We start from the raw sequence: 18,109 nt of genomic DNA on the forward strand, positions 1-18,109 counted from the left end.
GGCACCATGCCCAGCTTTTCCCCGAAAACCGTGCCAGGCCTTGAAGCCTGGCAGTTCACCTACACCATCGACGACGGCCACAGCGCCGGCACTATTGTGCGCGCAACGGTAACGCAAACTACCGAACCGGCATCCACTGAAGCCAAAGCCGCCGCCGTTTTAAAATGCACCATCGCGGTGATTGATGACCAAAACAAAGTACAGATTGACGGCGCTGGGGACGAAATGCGTAGCGTGTATGTAACGACCAAAACCCTGCAGACCGATGCGGGGCAGGCCATCAATGTTGCCGACCATGCTGCCGATCTTGTAGCCGACTGTATTGTTGAAGTGGCGAACCGCCTAGCGGTGCATAGCTCGATTGCGGCTATGGCTATTCCGAGTGGGTGATACTGGCTTCGGTTTTCAGTAGTGGAGAGAGCGTGTCGCCGGTGCGAAGGCCCGAATTATAGAGCCATGGCTTACATCTACAGAAAGGTCCCCCTAACTTATTGATTTAATTATGGGTAAAATGTGTTCAAGAGCGGGAAGTTGAACCAGGCGTCTTGAGCCAGTGGCTCACTATCCCTGGTTACTATTTAGACAGTGGTTTATAACCTGCTGTAAATAAGGACTTTTTTGTGGAGCTTGAAGGCTCCATCCCAGAAATAGTAGCCAAATGGATAGTGAGCCACTGGCTCTTTAATAAACTGTTAAGCACCAGAGAGAAATATGGTCCAGGCTATTGATCTAACAATGTTGCTAACCATCTACGGAGGTTCCGCGTACTTGGCATATCGCTATGCTTTGCGTGGCCTACTCGCTGGCGTCATCTTAGTTTGGTTTGGTGGTATTCTCTCAATGGAGGTCTTGATGCTTCTTGATCCAGACTACAGTCCCGGGGTGTTGGGAGCTGCAAAATTTCTTTTTGGTGGGGTGGTTGGTTTACTTTGGTGTGCCCCTTTTTATGCAATTAACATTGCGGTAAAAAAACTAATTAAGCGCAAGGCAAAAAGGCATGCTTAACAAAGCCAAGCACGGACGCCAGCAAAGCTGGCTGGACCTACATTCCGCAGCTTCGCTGCTTCATTTCGGCCCGTGTTGGCGGCGTTATGCAGAATAGAAGACGATGAACTTTGATGAAGAAAAATTGATTCAATGTGGTGTGAAGTTGGCAGAAATGCATGATTTGCCCGCGCCTCCCAATGAGCTTTTCAGAAGAAAAATTCATGAGCTTCTTATTGAGAGAGAAAATTACGAAGGGGCATTGAAGGGGATTATCACACGAGAGGAGGCTGCATTACTGGTGTTACAGCATTTCCAAACATTAATCTGTCATAGTGCAGGAAAAAACGAAGTGTCGTTGGTAGAAGACTGGAGTAGTTTAGTTGAGCCCGTTACTTCGGCATTATTTGTGAAGTCAACTGGAAAGGCATAACAAGTTGCGTCAGAAGGACGCAGCGAAGCTGCGCCTCTGCGCAAGGCGTTATATTTCACAAGTATCAGAGAAATGATGAAATATCTTAAATATTTTCTAGCAGTAGTAGTCGGTTTTATAGTTATTTATATGGGTTCAGTTGATATTCCCGGTATTTTATTACCATTACTTTATGGTCCTTACCCAACTGATGGAAACGTGCCATTTCTAAGGGTGTTTACCGATTTCTGGTTGTCATTTGCTTTCACAATGTTGGGTGGTTATCTTGCTGCGTTTATATCCCCATCCAGGCCGCTTACTGTAGGCTTTGTCGCAGGGCTTCTGTATTTCAGTTTAAGTGCATATTGGTATAGCGGCTATGGATTAGTTGGTAGTGAGTGGGTTTCCCCGGTATTTATGCTTTTAAAAGTGCCGGTTGCTGCGTACTTAGGTGCGCTGCTATATAAAAAATATAACAAGTCAATCAACTACGCGCCTTCGGCGCCGGACAGCTAAAAGCGTGGCTTCGCCACAACGCTGCCGGTTATTGAGGCGTTAGCTTTCGTTCTGAGCAAGAGAACTATTAAGGTTTGAGAATGTTACATTGGGTGGTTGTAGAGCAAAATAATAAGCAGTATCTGCTAGAAATGCCTCACAGGCTTTACTATGAGTTCTCAGTAAGATCATGTATTAAATCTCAAGAATTGATGGGTGACATAAAGAGAGTTCAGGCGGAGAACAAAGGAAACCATTCGGGTGAGCTTGAGGCGCTACTCTATGAGCAGCGTCTATCAATGATAAACGTTCCTATTTATGCTGCTTTGTCCCTCGAAGCCTACATTAATTATTATGCCTCTAGATACAGCATGCCTTTCCAAAAGGATATTGATCGTTTATCAACTGTAAAAAAATGGAACATCTATTCGAACTGGAAAACGAAAAAAACCATAGACAAAGATGCACTAGATAAAATAAAGGAAATTTTTGATCTTAGAGATCAGTTTGTTCACTCAAAACCTGAACTTGTTGAGCACGGCACTCAAGAGCCACCGAAAGGAAAAAGTGTTCAGGCAAGAATAGAGGTTATCGACAAAAGCAAGTTGATTTTTGATCTTAACTGTATTTATGAGGCTATTTTCAAAATAGATTCAGATGAGGGTGATGACCACAAGAAAGCACCGTGGTTATACGAGCTCCGCAAGAAAAGCTAACAATGCGCTGCAGGCCGACAGCTTACTTTGCGTACCTTTTGCGCGGTCGCTGCGCTCCCATTTTTGCGCAAAATGCGCACAAAGCAAGCTGCGGCTGAGCGTGGCGTTATGCACAAAAGGAGCTTTGTAGTTGATATCTCTATCCAATCAAATAGACGATATTTTACTGGAGCCGATGAAGATTCCAGATGCTTTTGAGAAGCTCTTCAGCTGGATTGAAAAAAACGGCTTCTACGAAGATACGGAAGATGGGAGAGTTGGCTACCTATATCCAATCGGCAAGCTTAGATCTGAATGGAGTAGCAATGAAAGGCCTGGTGGAACGCTGATTGAATTCTATGCAGAGAAAGACTGTGATTTATTCTACTTCATAAATGAAAAAACAAAGGGTCGACTTCGGGTCTTCGCCAGAACCGGTGGTGATGGGTCAATGGCTGCGTTTTGGATTGATGATGAAGGGCAGCAAAAAATTGTACATATAGGATCGGGCTCTGGGTCCATGCTCGCTTGTGTCTTATGTGATGATCCTTTGGACTTTTTAAGGCTTATCGCCATAGGGTACGATGAGATCTGCTGGAATGATGAGTTCGATCTTACACCCAGCGAAAGCTTCAAAAATAGTAACTTTACGGTTCAGCCAAATTTAAAATATCAAGATTGGCTAATTCATGAGTTTCAAACTTCTATTCCAAGTAAAGCCAGTGAAATAGTCAAAAAGCCTGCGGAATATGGAGATGAAGATTCAAAGGATCCATTTTGTAAGTGGTTAATAGAAAATGATGCATAACAAAGCCAGCCAGAAGGGCCAAAAAACCGCCGCTTCGCTCAGGCTTTTCGGCCTCTGCTGGCGGCGTTATTGCCTCCCTTTCCAAAGCTGATAACTACTCTCAATCACTCGGTGAATATGCCGACGAAACTCCTGCGGCAGTTTTGCATAGAGCCGCGCAACTAACGGCGGAAAGGGAATCTGCGCAAAGTGGTGCAGGTTCTCGGCCCCGTACACCTCCGCTAGCGTAATCCCCACCGCCTCACACCAGGCCGGCAGCAGTTCCGCCGCTATCTTCTGCTTGCCTGTTTCCATTTTCGAAACTTGAGATGGTGCCAGCCCCAGCTGCTTGGCCAACTGTGCGATCGTCATCCCCTTCAATTTCCGTGCGTTGCGCAGGCGTTTGCCCAGTGTTCCGGCCTCCAACATCTAGCCGTATCAGGTACTCCCGTAATAACAAACTTTCGATTTTCGAAATAAAACCGCATTTTGCATTGCTAAATTAGAAATAATCCAGAATATCCGTTTATCAACTGAGAAATAGCTAGTAGTGTCCCGGTGTTTGTCGCCAAAAGCCCGGATAATTCACTAACGGGCCTTGGCGGAGGTAAGCCACCGGGGCCAGTGCCTGTGGTGGTTAGGATTTGTCGTTCCTACAAGGAGGTAGACCATGCCTTTGACCGCTCATGTTCAACAACTTCACCACGTCAATAACCTATGTGCCGGCCTGGAATGGGTGGCGAGCTGTCCCAATCAGAACGCGCGCACTGCCTTGCTGCAGCTGATTGGTGAAGAGGTGGGGGAAACCCTGCAGGGCGTTATTTTTGCTGTTGAGGCAAAGGCCGCAGGTAGAAGCCTACCGACAGAGGAGGCGGCCTAGCCTGCTGTTCAGGCTGGTGCTGTGGTTGGTACCGGCCTTATAGTCATCCATTGCCCTTGCCGGTTGCTGCCCTCTGGCAATAAACTGTATGCATATACAGTATTCAGGGTTTCCAGAATGAAGCTTTCCCCACTCTACGGCCACGGCATTGCCTGTGGCTTTCCCTCTCCCGCCGATGACCACAAGGAGGCGGCCCTTAGCCTGGATGAGCATCTGATCAGCAAGCCGGCGGCGACCTTTATGGCGCGGGCGAATGGGGATTCCATGATGGGGTTGGGCATCTTCGACAAGGATCTGCTGATTGTCGATCGCTCGTTAACCCCTGCCCATGGCGATGTGGTTGTGGTGGCCCTGGATGGCCAGCTCACCTGCAAGGTGCTAGACCAGCAGCAGGGGCGGCTGCTCTCTGCCAATGATGACTACGCCCCAATCCCCATCTGGGAGGGGCAGGAATTGATTGTGGAGGGGGTGGTTAAAGCTTCGGTGCGTTACCACCGGCCGCGTTGAATGCTAGTACTGGTGGACTGCAATAGCTGCTATGCCAGCTGCGAGCAGATATTCCGGCCGGACCTGCGTGGACGCCCGGTGGTGGTGCTCTCCAATAACGACGGCTTTGTGGTGGCACGCTCCAAGGAAGCGAAGCTATTGGGTATCGGCGACCTGGAGCCTTTCTTTAAGGTCCAACACCTGCTGCGCGCGCATCGGGTGGCGATTTTCTCCAGCAATTATCCCCTGTATGGCGATATCTCCCACCGGGTGATGACTACTCTGCGCGAGTTCGGCCCCAATGTGGAGGTCTACAGCATCGATGAGATGTTTTTGGACCTGCACGGGCTGCAGGAAGATTGGAGTGATTACGGCCGCAAGATCCGCAACACCCTCTGGCGCAATATCCGTATGCCTGTCGGTGTGGGTATCGCCCCCAGCAAAACCCTGGCTAAGCTCGCCAACCGCGCGGCCAAGAAAATCCCCAAATGCGATGGCGTCTGTGCGTTGGATACGCCAGAGAAGTGGCAGTGGATGCAGCGCCGCACCGCCGTCAATGATGTGTGGGGCATAGGCCGGCGCCTCACCAAGCGCCTGGCGGATTTCGGCATAGAGACCGCCTATGACCTGGCGCAGGCCAACCCGAAAATCTTGCGTCGCCGTATCAATGTGAATATTGAGCGCACTATTGAAGAGTTGAACGGAATCCCCTGCCTGGGACTGGAGGAAGAGCCCCCAGCGAAGAAGCAGATCTACTGCACCCGCTCCTTCGGCGAAAAGCTCACCGGCTTACCCCCGATACTGCAGGCCGCCACCCTCTACGCCAGCAGGGCCGCAGAGAAACTGCGCGCACAGAAGTCGCTGGTAAAGTCGATTCATGTGTTTCTACACACCTCACCCCATGAGCCCAACTACTACAGCTGCAGCGTCGTAGTGCAGACCCCATACCCGACCGATGACACACGGGTAATTGTGCGGCTGGTGAGAGAGGCCATTGCCGATTTATACCGCCCCGGCTGCCGCTTTATGAAAGCAGGCGTCGGGCTAATCGAGATTATCCCCCGCGCGCTGGGGCAGAGAGATTTATTCACTCCAGGGCAATCGCTCAGGGCAGGGCAGACCATGCAGGCGATGGACCGGATCAATAAAAAGTTTGGTCGCGGGACGCTGTTTCTAGGGGCTGAAGGCATCCAGAAGAAATGGAAGATGCGGCAGGCGTTTACATCGCCTGCCTATACCACTCGGTGGGGGGATTTACCTAGGGTGGTGACTTGAAATTGGTAACAATAGTCGAGCCAACTTTACAGCCAATTTTATACCGTGCTGCTAGGTTGTTTTTTATTGTTATGGTTTTCTTTGCGAATTTTCCCTTGATCAAAATGAAAAGCCCACGTATATGCAAAATCCCATTCGGATGAATCTAGGATTACTTTTATTGTTGACATGTACCAAAAATTGACTAAACACATAAGTGAAGTGAAAGTAATCGAGACTACCACGTAGTAAAACATCTGAAGGTGTAAAAATATCTGTAAAAAAATAATACCAGTCAGTAAGGTAATGGCTAATTCTGCATAGACTATGAGAACCTTATGGCGGAGTATGTCTAGTAGATGTTGGATGGAATTGCCGGCATAACTTCTTTCTGTGGGGGTTTCAGCATTCTTAAGCATCGAAACAAGCCCATCTCTGGTGTGAATGGCATTTTTTTTGAGACGCGCTCGGTATGCACTGTATTTTTTATATGCATTCCACGCTCCCCCAAATATCACTAGAATTAGCGCAATGATTGATGCAATAGAGCCGATATATTCAAGTTCCATTTATTTTTCTCCTTCAATTTTTTTAAAAGTTGTGTTGTGTCTATAAAAAGCAATTTAAACTTTTTAAGAATAACCAACTAGTTATTTTTCCGTGTTTAATAAGCTGGCTGGGCTGCTTAGTAAGAGTTTATGCCTCTACAATTTTCCACATTTCTGTAAATGTGATGTAGCTTAAGCTTCCTGATTTGTGGCAACTTGCTTAAAGCAATTACTATTATTCGAGCGAAGAGCTATTGATATCTATTAGTTTTTCCCACCACCTTGTATAAGCTTCCGTCTGCTCTTTCAAGTAGTCATAGTGGTCATAGACTTGCCACTGGCCTGGTAATTTATGCCCCAGCATAATTTCAGCAATATGGGGCTCTGTCAGTTCGGAAAAGTTTGTCCTTGCGGTTTTTCTCAGGTCATGGACCGACCAGTGTTTCATCTCATAGTCTCTGTGCCGGCGCAGCCACTGCATCAGGTTGTAGGGCAGTGCCAGCGGTGCGCCCTGGCCCATAGGCTTATCGCTGCCGCTATTGTTGAACAGGTGTTTGCTTTCACCGCTCAGCAGAAAAGCTTCTTTTAGTAGGGGCTCAATCTCGGGGGTGATGGGGCGCAGCAGGGGTTTCTTGGTTGACTTGCCCATCTTGTGGTTGGCGGGTGGCACTGTCCAAATGCGCTTCTCGAAATCGAAGTGCTCTTTCTCGCTTACGCGCAACTCACCATTGCGGCAGCCATAGAACAGACAGAGCTTGAGGAAGATCTTATTCTTTGGCGCCATGCGTGAGTGCTCCAGGGCCTGCCACATCATGCCGATTTCGTCCGGGCTCAGGGAGCGGGTGCCGGTGCCTTTCTTGATGCGCAGATCTTCCGTTGCGTTGATATTGGCAATCGGGTTGCTAGTGATGAGCCTGCGTCGCACGCCCCACTTCAGCATTTGCTTGGCATTGGTCAGGATGCGGTCGGCAATACCGGGAGTGGCCTGTGCCCGTTTCTCCAGTAGGGCCAGCCACTCATGCAAAGTGACTTCTTCGGCGGGGAGGTGGCCAACGGCCGGGAACACATACAACTGAAAAGAACGCAGGATTTCATGGTGGCCCTTTTTGTTCTCCTTGCAGTAGGAGTGATACCACTGCAGGAAAAGCTCCTCCAAAGAATCCGCGTTTAGGATCGCCTGCTTTTCAAGTTGCTTAACTACCCTGGGGTCATAGCCCTGTTCCAGCTTTCCTTTTAGGCGCTGGCCTTCACTTCGGGCGCTCTTCAGTGTCATTAAAGGGTAGGAGCCGAGATCCACACGGGCCGCCTTGCCGTCGTAGCGGTAGCGGAGCTGGAAAGTGATTTTCCCCTGGGGCGTAACGCGCACACTGAGACCATCCCGGTCGGCCTTTTCAAAACGCTTCTCTATCTTCTTTCCTGAATTAGCCTTCAGCCAGGCATCCGACAACGCCATAACAACCTCCATGTGTACATATTTTTTAAGGCTAACAAAAAGGTGATTTGTGTACACGCCTATGTACACATTTTTTGCGGCTGGGGTTGGTTTTGAGTGACTTAGGCTGTCGCGGGTCTAATGCTTGAAAAGTAGTGTTTTGTACGGGTTTTACTGGTTTTCTGTCGTAGGTTGTCAGGCTGTGACGGCGGGGGATTTATAGGGGTGGGAAATGATAGCGAAGGTGCGGCGGCCGGCGTAGCCCGCCAGGGAAGAACTCTGGCCCATATTTTAAGATTCGATCACTCGATATTCGGAATAAAAACAGGTCTGCATTATACACGCCGGCGCTGATACAAGGGTGGGGTATACTGCGAAATTGGTCTCTGAAATTGGGGCATAAAAACCATTTCGGCAGTGTCAATAGGCGGAGCTGCCAGCACTGCTGGCACTCCAGAACATCTTTTTGAATAAATTCGACTTTTCAGTCGAGTCAAGGTCATCACAAAGAACAGTGACTAAGCATGGGGCTGCAGAAGTGGCTCGGGTGCTGGAAAACCATGGGGGAAGTATGAGTCAGGAAAGATTACAGCGAGTGCGGGAGGAGTTGCGGCGACAGGGCGTGGAGGCTTTCCTGGTTCCCCGCGCCGATGAGTATCAGAATGAATATGTGCCCGCAGCAGATGAGCGTTTGGCCTGGATTACTGGCTTTACTGGATCTGCGGGCATGGCGGTGATTGGCCTGGATAAAGCTGCTCTTTTTGTAGATGGTCGCTATACCCTGCAAGGCCAGCAGCAATTGGGAGACCTGCCCATAGCCCTGGAGGATCTAAATAGCGAGGTTATTGCCCGTTGGGTGGGTGATCAGCTGCGCTCGGGTCAGTCTCTGGGCTTTGATCCTCGCCTGCATACGGACCCGGGGTTAGCGCTGTTGAAAGAGTATTTGGGTGAACGAGATATTGCCCTAAAGCCCTTGGAACAGAATCCCATTGATACGATTTGGCTCGACCGGCCAGCATCTCCCTGTGGCCAAGCCTGCCCCCACCCCTATGTGTTTACTGGTGAGCACTCCAGTGAAAAGCGCCAGCGCATCGCCACTCTTCTCGCCGAAAAGCGTGTAGATGCTCTGTGGCTGGCAAATCCCGAGAGCTGTGCCTGGCTGTTCAATATTCGTGGAGACGACATTCCCCATTTACCTGTAGCACTATCCAGTGGAGTGCTCTTCAGAGATGGCAGCGCAATTTTGTATCTGGCCGAACCGGCAGTTGGTGAGGGGCTTTTGGAGCACCTTAATCGGGAAGTGATGGTGGTAACCGAGAAGGGCCAGTTGTTTGAAGGTCTGCGCCGCCGCCACGTGAACAGGATTTGGGTAGACCCCACAATTAGTAACTGTTGGACTCTGCAGCAGCTACGCGCTCTGGATTTGCAATTGCTATTGGAGCGTGACCCTGTGACCCAGGCCAAGGCGTGTAAAAATTCCGTAGAGCTGGCGGGCTCCAGGGCAGCGCATGAGCGCGATGGTGCAGCGCTGTGTGAATTCCTAGCCGAACTGCCCACTGCAGTGGCAGAAGGTTTGGATGAGCTGGCTGCGGTGAAGCTGCTTTACAGCAAGCGTCAGCAGCGCGAAGGCTTTCGCGGCAATAGCTTTGAAACTATTTCGGGCTATGGTCCCAATGGTGCCATAGTGCACTACCGGGTGAGCGAGGAGTCGAGCTTGCCGATGGCTCCTGAGGGAATTTTCCTGTGCGACTCGGGCGCTCAATATCCCGATGGCACCACGGATGTGACTCGTACAGTGGCCCTGGGAGAAATTCCTGCACTTGCACGAGAGCACTTTACCCGTGTGCTCAAAGGACATATTGCCATCGCGACCCTACGCTTTCCGCAGGGCACCTGTGGAGAGCAGATCGATGCGATTGCACGTAGATCTCTTTGGGATGCCGGCTTGGATTACGCCCACGGAACAGGTCATGGTGTTGGTAGTTTCCTAAGTGTGCACGAAGGGCCACAGCGTATCGGCAAAGCGGTTACCAATACCCCGTTACAGCCCGGTATGATTCTCTCCAATGAACCGGGTTTTTATCTCACCGGTCAATACGGTATTCGTATTGAAAATCTGGTGTTTGTAAAAGAGAGTGTGGATTACCAAGGCTTTTTGCAGTTTGAGGAATTAACGCTGGCGCCGATCGATCGGAGTCTGATTGATACTACACTTCTCACCGCGCAAGAGCTGCAATGGTTGAACTGTTACCACCAGCGTGTGCGGAAGATCATCACGCCTCTGGTGAATGAAAAAACGGCTTCCTGGTTACAGAAAGCCACCGAGGCTTTGTAATTTGATCGCTGGGAGCCCAGCTCCCAGCATCTCTTTTGCGGCTCTATCAAAATACAGAATACTACGCGTTTACACCGTAATAATTACTGCACCTCAAATTTGTATCCCGCACCGTAAACTGAATGGATTAATTCTTTATCCGGCAGCAAGGCCGCAATTTTCTTGCGCACTTTTTTTATGTGGCTATCGATAGTTCGATCGCTGATTACCCGGTAGTCGGAATAAATACGATCCATGATTTGTTCTCGGGAAAAAATACGGCCCGGCTCACTGTAGAGAAGCTCGAAGAGATGGAACTCCAGGGCCGTTAAGCCCACGTCTTGGCCCCCGATCAACAGTTGACCGGTGTTGCGCTGCAGCTGGATTTCCCCGAGTTTTTGTTGCTCGGAGCTGTGTGTACGACGCAGAACGGCTTTGACCCGCGCCACGATTTCCCTGGGGCTATAGGGTTTACACACATAGTCGTCCGCTCCAATTTCCAAGCCTCGCAAGCGGTCAGCCTCTTCAATTCTGGCGGTCAGCATAATAATCGGTACGCTGCTGTAGCGGCGGATTGCCGTGCAGATCTCCAATCCGCCTTTCCCCGGTAACATCAGATCGAGCAAAATCAGGTCCGGGGGATGGGCCTCAACATGGGGGATGACCTCATTGCCATTAGTGAGTATATCGGCCTGGTAGCCAGCTGCTTCAAGGTAATCCAGCAGCAAGTTGGCCAGTTCTATTTCATCTTCGACAATTAAAATCCTTGCGCCCATTATTCCTACCATTTGATCCTCTCGCTGAGAGGGAGATAAATACTAATTTCCAGGCCGCCCAGGCGAGACGGGCCAGCGGAAATACTGCCCTCGTGGGCTTGGACAATATTCTGGCAAATCGACAGCCCCAGGCCCGCCCCCCCGGTTTCTCGGCTGCGCGAGACTTCGGTGCGATAGAGACGATCGAAAAGGTGAGGCATATCTGCACTGGTGACTCCCGGAGAGGAATCAGCAAAGGTGATAATAGCCGTTTGCGCTTCCGCGCGGGCATGTATTTTAAGTTGGCCACCGCTATCGGTATAACGCAAGCTATTGGTGAGGAGGTTGCCAAACAATTGTTGTAGACGTGCCTCATCAGCGTAAATGAGTTTGTTTTCGGCCAACTCACACTGCAATTGCAAATCGATATTTTTCTCGGCAAAGGCACTGTGAAAATCCTCAACTACCTTGATCAGCAATGGGCCCAATGAGAGGTCGGATTTGCAATAGTTCAAGGCCCCTGCATCGGATAGCGAAAGCTCATAGAGGTCGTTTATCAAGCGGCTGAGCTGGCGAATTTTATCGTGCAAAATATTGAGATTTTCCGGTGTGGCTGTGCGTACACCATCCTGCAGGGCTTCAATTTGCCCTTTGAGTACTGCCAGTGGAGTGCGCAGCTCATGGGAGATATCGGCCATCCAGCGATTGCGTGCGTGCTCGTTGGCCTCCAGGGTTGCCGCCAAGCGGTTGAAGTCTGCACTCAGCTGGCCAAGTTCGTCGCGCCGCTCGATATCAATTCGGGTTTTATAATCTCCCGAAGTGAGGCGGTGGGTGGCTTCGGCCAGGCGTTGGATAGGGCGTACCAGCTGCCAGGCCAGGGGCAGGGCAATGGCTAGGGCAACGAGAAAAGTGGCGATGGAAATCAGCGCAAAAGTGCGGGATAACTCCCGGATAAAACCCTGTTCATAATTATTGGAGAGCTCGGGCGGTGGATTGATAGTGAGGTAGCCAACAGTTTTATCTGCTACTTTAATTGGCTGATAGAGCAATTCTTTTTCCGGTGCTGGTCGACCAATCACGAGTCGCTTTTCACTGTCAAAAAGGCTTAGGCGCGGCCCCAAGCGGTTACCCATAGGCGGGCGATGGCCTGGCCCGAACATGCCTCGCGGTGGCCTGCCATCAGGTGGTGGGGGTGGCGGTAAGCGGTCGAAGCGACGAAAGATTGTTTGTCTGTGCAGGTCAATCCACTCGGAGCCATTCGCTTCTAGTGATTTCCAGCTGCCCTTACGACGGTAAAAGCGTTCCAGTGCCTGGACCAGTCCTTCCACATCGCGCAACTCTTGTGCACGCATATAAGCCTGAAAACCGTGGCTGAAACTCCACTGGAAAAAAACAAACATACCACCGACAGTAATCGCCGTGGTGAGTAAAAAAGCCAGGCTGAGTTTGTTGCGAATATTTAACGACATCTTTTTTGCAGTCCTTCCTACGGACAGTGGGTATAGCGGACTCTCCCGTTCCACCATTTTGGGCTTTGCCCGTTCGGATGATTCTCCAAGCGTACACTTACAGCAAAAGGGGAGGCAATCTCAGTGACCAATTACTTACTGTTTATGACCAAGAATACAAAGCAATTCAGGTACTTTGCGAAAAATCGTGCTGAATAAATACAGCGGGAAAACCTCCAGCGGCTTACTGACTAATGTGCGCTAAATCTTGTGGCTTCTTACTCTCTTCCCTCCTTTCACCCTGAGATAAAGGCGATGTGGAAAAATGGTGCAGGACAAAGTTATCGCTGTCGCGCTGAATAAACAGTGTTGCCAAAACCCGCTTGCCTCCGCGACTCCAGGTACTATGGTCGTGCGCATTGAGAGTCACTGTGATTTGGTTGAAGCCAGGTTTCAGCAGTTTTTCTGACAGATGCACGTCGGCGGCGTAGAGGCGCTGTATTTTTTCCCCATTGATGTAGAGGTGTGCGTGCCCTTCGAGGAAACGCTGTGGCTTATTGCTGGCGTAGCGGGGGGATTCCAGTTCGAAGCGGTCGTAGCCGATATGTAAATTGAAACCGGACAGGCTATCTCTTTTGATGTCCAGTTCAATTCTCGGTACGGCTATATGCACGGGTATCTCTATGACCGGATGTTGATCGCCGTTGTGGCCGGCGTGGGGGTTGGCTTGGGCGGTCAGTGCGGGGCTGCCCGATACCATCAGACCGAAGAGGGAGCCAATAAGAAAATACCCGATTATTTTCATAGAAAGTTCGCCTTTAATGATGCTCGATGTCAGCGCCCAATGGTTGAAGAACACCGGTTTACAATGGTTTGCTCATCCAGTTTTCCGTAAAAGCGTGGTCCAAAAGTGAAGGGGAATGCGGGCACCAATTGGGCGTCATCGCTAAGTGTGACAGTCAAGTGATAATGGTAGCCGCGTTCTTCATCTGTATGGCCGTTGTACTGGTCCAGGTATGCATCACCCTGGGCTGACAGTTCAGGATCCCAGTAATAGTCTTCGTAAAAAAAGCCGGCCGTAGTATCGAATTCGTTACCGGATAGGGAGGTATAACTGCCGTTGGTGGATGGGCCGGTATTGTTGGTATTTGCAACGCCCTTGCTAGTGTCGTATTCGTCAACCAATAGGCATGAGCGCTCGCCGGCGACGCCACAACCGGTTTCTGAGCTGGGATCGTCGTAGTCGCGTATTGCCCAGCTGCTTATTGCCAATTGTCCGTCGCCTTCCCAGGGCCCATAAATCGGGTAGCCGTCGGCGGTATAACCATAAATTGGTGAGTGGGCATCACCTACATCCCCCACCAGATTTGCCAGGCAGTCGCTGTAGAAATGATGATGGTAATCACCGTTGGCGGCATGACCACCACAGACATCCACATCATAGACTTCGGCCAGAGGGGCTAGGGTGTGCCAGGTGTTGTTGACAGACTGGCCGTCGCTCCACTGATAGATAGAGGTGCCATTTACCCAGTAGCCCTGCACGCCGAGGCTAGTTTCACAGTCCTCTGTTGCAGCTTCCGGGGATTTGGGGATGTAGCCCTGATGCGAGACATTCTCCGGGCAGACAGGGCCGGGGGGCCAGAAGCCATAGCCTGCTTCGGCACCACAGGAGGCGTTGCTGCGATAACCGATATCCTGACCAAAACTGATGAAGTCACCCAGTTGAACATTGGGGCTGCCGTTTAGGAAATCACTGTTAACCTTGGGGCGGGTGAGCAGGGCACTGAGGATATTTTCGGTGATCAGAATTTCGTAGTCGGGAATTCCGCTTGCGGATACCCGGGTGTATTCCTTGCCGCTTACAGTAACAGATTCAACACTCTGCACATTGACCAGAACTTGCTCATTACTGTTGTTCTCGTAGATATAGGGCGCGCGCTCTCCGGTGGTATTGACGACCCAGACCCCAGTGTCTTCCGTACTGCTGTCGCCTCCTCCAGTGTCTTCGTCCCCATTGCTGTCATCACCGCTGTTGCTGCCGGTTGAGGAATCACTGCCCTCGCTGCTGATTTCTGTATCAGAGGAAGAACTCCCTCCGCCACCGCATCCCTGTAAGGCACCGGTGATCAGTGTAAGGGCGATGGCGCAGGATAAAAGCGAGCGCTGGTCCGGGAGGAGCATTTCTATTCTTTTCATGGGTAACCCTGACATCTAGGGAGAAGCCACCTGAAAGTACTGAAGAAAAGAGGACAAAATATGGACAATATGGGGGCTTGCACAGCTGGTTTTCCCGATGAGAAATGCCTTTCACTATTGCACTAAAACAGACCATTGCGTGAAAGCGGCTATGTCTGCAAAAACCTTTCTCCCCAATGGATATGGGGAAGTCATTCATTCCCCCTTTGCCGATTTTTTAACGCGATGAAAAAATATGATGCCGCTCTCTGGCAGAGATCGATACTGTTAAATTTTGCAAAGTTTGCCTTGGGGAATAGTCTTCAAGCGTAGTGACAGTTGTGGGGGTGAGATTGCCAACCACGCTGGGGGGAATCCCGCAGCGCGGTTTAATTGCAGCAGCGCATAAAATTAAATGCAAAACCTTAAGGTGTTTCGGCTTACCTTGGTGGGGGCCCCGGCGGAGTACCGCCCCCGACCTCATCGGAACAGACACTGACGATCGTCTGGCTATCCAGCTTGCCGTAGAAGCGCGGCCCGAAGGTATAGGGAAAGGCTGGAATAAGCTGCCCGTCTTCGGCCTGGGTCACGGTGAGGTGATAGTGGTAACCGCGTTCACTATCGCTGTGACCGTTGTATTGATCCAGATAGGCACCGCCGAGCGCAGTAAGGACGCTGTCCCAATAATAATCCTCATAGAAAAAACCAGACCTGGTAATAAACGTATTGCCCGATAGAGAAGTGAAAATATCACTGGTACTGGGGCCTCTATTGTTTAGTACTTCAGTGCCTTTAGTGAAATCGTACTCATCGATCAACAAGCAGCTGCGCTCCCCGGCTATGCCGCAACCACTCGGTGCGCTGGGGTCGTCGTAATTGCGAATGGCCCAGCTGCTTATGGCCAGTTCTCCATCGGCTTCCCAGGGGCCGTAGATGGGATAGCCATCGGCGGTAAAGCCGTAAATCGGGGAGTGAGTACCGCCTGAGTCCCCAACCAGATCCGCCAGGCAGCGGCTGTAAAAATGGTGATGGTAATCCCCCCTAGCCGCATGGCCTCCGCAGATATCTACATCGTACTTTTCTGCCACCGGTGCCAAGGTGTGCCAAGTGCCATCCACTACCTGGCCATCGCTCCACTGATAGATGGAAGTGCCGTTGACCCAGTAGCCCTGTGCTCCAAGCCCGCTTTCACAGTTTTCATCGGACATTTCTGGTGCCAGTGGGAAGTAGCCTTGGTGAGAGACGTTCTCAGGGCACACGGGACCGGGAGGCCAGTAGCCGTATCCCGCACTCGTAGCACAACTCTGCGTGTTACTGCGGTAGCCGATATCCTGGCCAAAGCTGACGACATCGCCAACCTGCACAATGGGGCTACCGCTGACGAAATCAGTGGCGGCCTTGGGGCGATTGATCAGCCAACCGTATAGGTTGTCGGTGATTTCGGTTTCGTAATCGGGGATACCTGTCGCCGTTACCAGAGTGTAATCTTTGCCGTCCACCATGACTGACTCCACACTCTGGATGTTCACCAATACCTGTTCGTTGCTATCGCTTTCGTAGATATAGGGTGCGCGGACGCCAGTGGTGTTCAGAATCCAGGGCTCGTGGTTCCCGTTGTTACCGCCGCCATTATCTCCGGAATCATCTTTTGGAGGGGTATCGGGGTCGTCCTGATCGCAGCCCATTAGGCTTGTTGAAACCAGGGTCGAGAGTAGAGCTGACAGGACTGTGTTGCGCCACAGTTGCCAGCGAAGCGATGCACTTTCCTTTTCTTGCATAAATCACCGTCCTTGCTGCGGAGTAAGTAGGCGTGACCGGACTCTGGGTTCGGCCACGGCTGAAACTAACGTGCAAAGTGGGAAGTAATATGCAAGCTCACTAGTGTGGCGGATAATTCATTATGAAGTGCGGCAGAGCCAAATACAGCGCTGTAAAGTTGAACAAGAGGCAGCCTCATGGACGGGAGAGTTGCGCAATGAGGCTGTCGCTTGCGTTTTCCTGAACTGAAATTAACTGGCCGATAGGGGTTCTGTTGTGTCGACTTCCGCACTGCGCTTGCTGGTATCGTGGCGCAGCCACCACCAGGATAGGGCGCCAAGCAACAGGTTGGATGCGGCGGTAGCGGCAAACAATCCGGTCATGCCCCAGAAATAGTTGCCGACCCACGCTAGGGGGAGATAGATACCGAGTACCCGCAAGAAAGAGATCATGGTTGCAGGCAATGGCCGACCCAGGCCGTTGAAGGCGGCATTGGCCGACATTACAAAACCGTAACCGGCATAGCTAAACGGCACCAGGCTCAGGTAGGCGACAGCCACGGCGATAACTTCTGGGGAGTCGCTGAACAGGCGCACTACTGGCTCGCCGATCAAATAAAGCAGCACCGCCAACCCCGTCCCCAGTATCAGGCAGAAACGTGCCAATACACTGACGGTTTCCCGCAGCCGGTCGGTGTTGCCGGCCCCGGCGTTTTGTCCCATAAAGGGGCCGACGACTGCAGAAAGTGCATAAAAAATAATCAGGGCGACTGGCTCGATACGCAGTGCCACGCCGAGTCCGGCCACAGCCTCGTCGCCGTGTACGGCCACCAGTGCTACTACAACACCGCCGGCCATGGGGATAATGACATTGGTGAGTACCGCCGGCAGCCCCACGGCGAGGACTTTGCGCCAGGATTCGACTAGGGTACCGAAGTGCCATTGGGGCGCGGCCACAAGATTTTCCCGGCGGATCAAATAATAGAAGGCGAAGAAGAAACTGATGGCGCGCACGATGACAGTGGCGATCGCTGCGCCCTGTAATTCCAGCCGGGGAAACCCTAGCAGGCCGAAAATCAGAATAGGATCGAGGATCACATTGAACAGGGCCACCCCCACCATGATTCGACCGGTCAGCGCGCTGTTGCCGATAGCGCGCAGAGCCGAAAGGGCAATGGTGGGGACTATCACGAAGATGGTGCCGATGTACCAGGGCACCATGTAGTCCTCAATCAGTGGCATCAGCTCTTCGCTGGCACCGAGCAGGGAAAACAGAGGGCGAATGCTCAACAAGCCGGCGACAGTAATCAGCAGAGAAATGAGGAGCGCCAATACTGAGGCGTCTGTTACTAATCTGCGCACATTCCCTACATCTCCGGCACCGTAGGCACGGGCTACCGCGGAGGAGGTGCCGGCGCCGAGACCAATGGAGAAACTGTTGATGACCATTACAACCGGGAAGGTGAAGCTCATAGCCGCTAGAGGGGCACTGCCCAGCTGTGAGACAAAATAGGTATCCACGATATTGAAGGACATTACCGCGAGGATACCCCACACCATGGGCAGAGCCAGTCTCTGCAGGTGGCCGGAAACCGAGCCTTCTAGGAGTGAGGGACTGCTTTTAGATAGCGACATTCGATAACTCTTTCCAACAAATCGGTTGTTTGGGCAGATTTTCTGATACTGC

The 18,109-nt window shown here is 51.3% G+C and carries 19 protein-coding genes; 10 read left to right on the forward strand and 9 right to left on the reverse strand.

What is annotated here, in order from left to right; all coding sequences use genetic code 11:
• The first annotated feature begins 6 nt into the window (after positions 1–6).
• From MJO52_RS03210 to MJO52_RS03235, 6 genes are all read left to right on the forward strand, one after another.
• Complete coding sequence (locus tag MJO52_RS03210) at positions 7–390, forward strand: hypothetical protein (protein ID WP_252084521.1); 384 nt, start codon at positions 7–9, stop codon at positions 388–390.
• Positions 391–711: 321 nt separating this feature from the next.
• On the forward strand, positions 712–1,005 hold the full coding sequence (locus tag MJO52_RS03215; protein ID WP_252084522.1) for a hypothetical protein: 294 nt from the start codon (positions 712–714) through the stop codon (positions 1,003–1,005).
• Positions 1,006–1,108: 103 nt separating this feature from the next.
• Positions 1,109–1,417: a hypothetical protein gene (locus tag MJO52_RS03220; RefSeq protein WP_252084523.1), complete on the forward strand. Its 309-nt coding sequence runs from the start codon at positions 1,109–1,111 to the stop codon at positions 1,415–1,417.
• Positions 1,418–1,492: 75 nt separating this feature from the next.
• Positions 1,493–1,912, forward strand: a complete 420-nt coding sequence (locus tag MJO52_RS03225; protein WP_252084524.1) for a hypothetical protein — start codon at positions 1,493–1,495, stop codon at positions 1,910–1,912.
• A 74-nt stretch (positions 1,913–1,986) separates the two neighbouring features.
• Positions 1,987–2,607: a hypothetical protein gene (locus tag MJO52_RS03230; RefSeq protein WP_252084525.1), complete on the forward strand. Its 621-nt coding sequence runs from the start codon at positions 1,987–1,989 to the stop codon at positions 2,605–2,607.
• A gap of 175 nt (positions 2,608–2,782) precedes the next feature.
• Positions 2,783–3,394 (forward strand): hypothetical protein, encoded by a 612-nt coding sequence (locus MJO52_RS03235; RefSeq protein ID WP_252084526.1) that lies wholly within the window; start codon positions 2,783–2,785, stop codon positions 3,392–3,394.
• Between the two features lie 66 nt (positions 3,395–3,460).
• Here MJO52_RS03235 and MJO52_RS03240 read toward each other — a convergent pair whose 3' ends face one another.
• Positions 3,461–3,802: a helix-turn-helix domain-containing protein gene (locus tag MJO52_RS03240; RefSeq protein WP_286037000.1), complete on the reverse strand. Its 342-nt coding sequence runs from the start codon at positions 3,800–3,802 to the stop codon at positions 3,461–3,463.
• Between the two features lie 241 nt (positions 3,803–4,043).
• Here MJO52_RS03240 and MJO52_RS03245 point away from each other — a divergent pair, with 241 nt between their 5' ends.
• From MJO52_RS03245 to MJO52_RS03255, 3 genes are all read left to right on the forward strand, one after another.
• Positions 4,044–4,253 (forward strand): hypothetical protein, encoded by a 210-nt coding sequence (locus MJO52_RS03245; RefSeq protein ID WP_252084528.1) that lies wholly within the window; start codon positions 4,044–4,046, stop codon positions 4,251–4,253.
• Between the two features lie 117 nt (positions 4,254–4,370).
• Positions 4,371–4,760 (forward strand): LexA family protein, encoded by a 390-nt coding sequence (locus MJO52_RS03250; protein WP_252084529.1) that lies wholly within the window; start codon positions 4,371–4,373, stop codon positions 4,758–4,760.
• A complete protein-coding gene (locus tag MJO52_RS03255; RefSeq protein WP_252084530.1) occupies positions 4,761–6,014 on the forward strand; it encodes a Y-family DNA polymerase in 1,254 nt (417 codons plus the stop codon).
• A 38-nt stretch (positions 6,015–6,052) separates the two neighbouring features.
• Here the strand turns inward: MJO52_RS03255 and MJO52_RS03260 are convergent, their stop codons facing one another.
• Together MJO52_RS03260 and MJO52_RS03265 are read right to left on the reverse strand one after the other, a co-directional pair.
• Complete coding sequence (locus tag MJO52_RS03260; RefSeq protein WP_252084531.1) at positions 6,053–6,562, reverse strand: hypothetical protein; 510 nt, start codon at positions 6,560–6,562, stop codon at positions 6,053–6,055.
• Between the two features lie 214 nt (positions 6,563–6,776).
• Positions 6,777–7,994, reverse strand: coding sequence for a tyrosine-type recombinase/integrase (locus tag MJO52_RS03265; protein WP_252084532.1), 1,218 nt, complete (start codon positions 7,992–7,994; stop codon positions 6,777–6,779).
• Between the two features lie 550 nt (positions 7,995–8,544).
• Between MJO52_RS03265 and MJO52_RS03270 the strand changes: the two genes are divergently transcribed.
• Positions 8,545–10,308 carry an aminopeptidase P family protein gene (locus tag MJO52_RS03270; RefSeq protein ID WP_252084533.1) on the forward strand — a complete coding sequence of 588 codons (1,764 nt, stop codon included), beginning with the start codon at positions 8,545–8,547 and terminating at the stop codon, positions 10,306–10,308.
• Between the two features lie 83 nt (positions 10,309–10,391).
• Here MJO52_RS03270 and MJO52_RS03275 read toward each other — a convergent pair whose 3' ends face one another.
• From MJO52_RS03275 to MJO52_RS03300, 6 genes are all read right to left on the reverse strand, one after another.
• Positions 10,392–11,063 carry a response regulator gene (locus tag MJO52_RS03275; protein ID WP_252085957.1) on the reverse strand — a complete coding sequence of 224 codons (672 nt, stop codon included), beginning with the start codon at positions 11,061–11,063 and terminating at the stop codon, positions 10,392–10,394.
• 5 nt (positions 11,064–11,068) lie between these two features.
• Positions 11,069–12,511, reverse strand: coding sequence for an ATP-binding protein (locus MJO52_RS03280; protein WP_252084534.1), 1,443 nt, complete (start codon positions 12,509–12,511; stop codon positions 11,069–11,071).
• A 223-nt stretch (positions 12,512–12,734) separates the two neighbouring features.
• Positions 12,735–13,295: a hypothetical protein gene (locus MJO52_RS03285; RefSeq protein ID WP_252084535.1), complete on the reverse strand. Its 561-nt coding sequence runs from the start codon at positions 13,293–13,295 to the stop codon at positions 12,735–12,737.
• Between the two features lie 29 nt (positions 13,296–13,324).
• On the reverse strand, positions 13,325–14,686 hold the full coding sequence (locus tag MJO52_RS03290; RefSeq protein WP_252084536.1) for a YHYH protein: 1,362 nt from the start codon (positions 14,684–14,686) through the stop codon (positions 13,325–13,327).
• Between the two features lie 419 nt (positions 14,687–15,105).
• A complete protein-coding gene (locus MJO52_RS03295) occupies positions 15,106–16,443 on the reverse strand; it encodes a YHYH protein (RefSeq protein ID WP_252084537.1) in 1,338 nt (445 codons plus the stop codon).
• A gap of 231 nt (positions 16,444–16,674) precedes the next feature.
• Positions 16,675–18,057, reverse strand: coding sequence for an MATE family efflux transporter (locus MJO52_RS03300; RefSeq protein ID WP_252084538.1), 1,383 nt, complete (start codon positions 18,055–18,057; stop codon positions 16,675–16,677).
• Positions 18,058–18,109: the final 52 nt, after the last annotated feature.

The sequence above is a fragment of the Microbulbifer variabilis genome (genome assembly GCF_023716485.1).
GTDB classification, from domain to species: Bacteria; Pseudomonadota; Gammaproteobacteria; order Pseudomonadales; family Cellvibrionaceae; genus Microbulbifer; species Microbulbifer variabilis_B.

Bases quoted from the DNA above. Each gene is read 5' to 3' on its own strand.
- MJO52_RS03210 (WP_252084521.1), top strand. From the start codon at position 7: ATGCCCAGCTTTTCCCCGAAAACCGTGCCAGGCCTTGAAGCCTGGCAG.
- MJO52_RS03215 (WP_252084522.1), top strand. From the start codon at position 712: ATGGTCCAGGCTATTGATCTAACAATGTTGCTAACCATCTACGGAGGT.
- MJO52_RS03220 (WP_252084523.1), top strand. From the start codon at position 1,109: ATGAACTTTGATGAAGAAAAATTGATTCAATGTGGTGTGAAGTTGGCA.
- MJO52_RS03225 (WP_252084524.1), top strand. From the start codon at position 1,493: ATGAAATATCTTAAATATTTTCTAGCAGTAGTAGTCGGTTTTATAGTT.
- MJO52_RS03235 (WP_252084526.1), top strand. From the start codon at position 2,783: ATGAAGATTCCAGATGCTTTTGAGAAGCTCTTCAGCTGGATTGAAAAA.
- MJO52_RS03240 (WP_286037000.1), bottom strand. From the start codon at position 3,802: ATGTTGGAGGCCGGAACACTGGGCAAACGCCTGCGCAACGCACGGAAA.
- MJO52_RS03245 (WP_252084528.1), top strand. From the start codon at position 4,044: ATGCCTTTGACCGCTCATGTTCAACAACTTCACCACGTCAATAACCTA.
- MJO52_RS03250 (WP_252084529.1), top strand. From the start codon at position 4,371: ATGAAGCTTTCCCCACTCTACGGCCACGGCATTGCCTGTGGCTTTCCC.
- MJO52_RS03255 (WP_252084530.1), top strand. From the start codon at position 4,761: ATGCTAGTACTGGTGGACTGCAATAGCTGCTATGCCAGCTGCGAGCAG.
- MJO52_RS03260 (WP_252084531.1), bottom strand. From the start codon at position 6,562: ATGGAACTTGAATATATCGGCTCTATTGCATCAATCATTGCGCTAATT.
- MJO52_RS03265 (WP_252084532.1), bottom strand. From the start codon at position 7,994: ATGGCGTTGTCGGATGCCTGGCTGAAGGCTAATTCAGGAAAGAAGATA.
- MJO52_RS03270 (WP_252084533.1), top strand. From the start codon at position 8,545: ATGAGTCAGGAAAGATTACAGCGAGTGCGGGAGGAGTTGCGGCGACAG.
- MJO52_RS03275 (WP_252085957.1), bottom strand. From the start codon at position 11,063: ATGGGCGCAAGGATTTTAATTGTCGAAGATGAAATAGAACTGGCCAAC.
- MJO52_RS03280 (WP_252084534.1), bottom strand. From the start codon at position 12,511: ATGTCGTTAAATATTCGCAACAAACTCAGCCTGGCTTTTTTACTCACC.
- MJO52_RS03285 (WP_252084535.1), bottom strand. From the start codon at position 13,295: ATGAAAATAATCGGGTATTTTCTTATTGGCTCCCTCTTCGGTCTGATG.
- MJO52_RS03290 (WP_252084536.1), bottom strand. From the start codon at position 14,686: ATGAAAAGAATAGAAATGCTCCTCCCGGACCAGCGCTCGCTTTTATCC.
- MJO52_RS03295 (WP_252084537.1), bottom strand. From the start codon at position 16,443: ATGCAAGAAAAGGAAAGTGCATCGCTTCGCTGGCAACTGTGGCGCAAC.
- MJO52_RS03300 (WP_252084538.1), bottom strand. From the start codon at position 18,057: ATGTCGCTATCTAAAAGCAGTCCCTCACTCCTAGAAGGCTCGGTTTCC.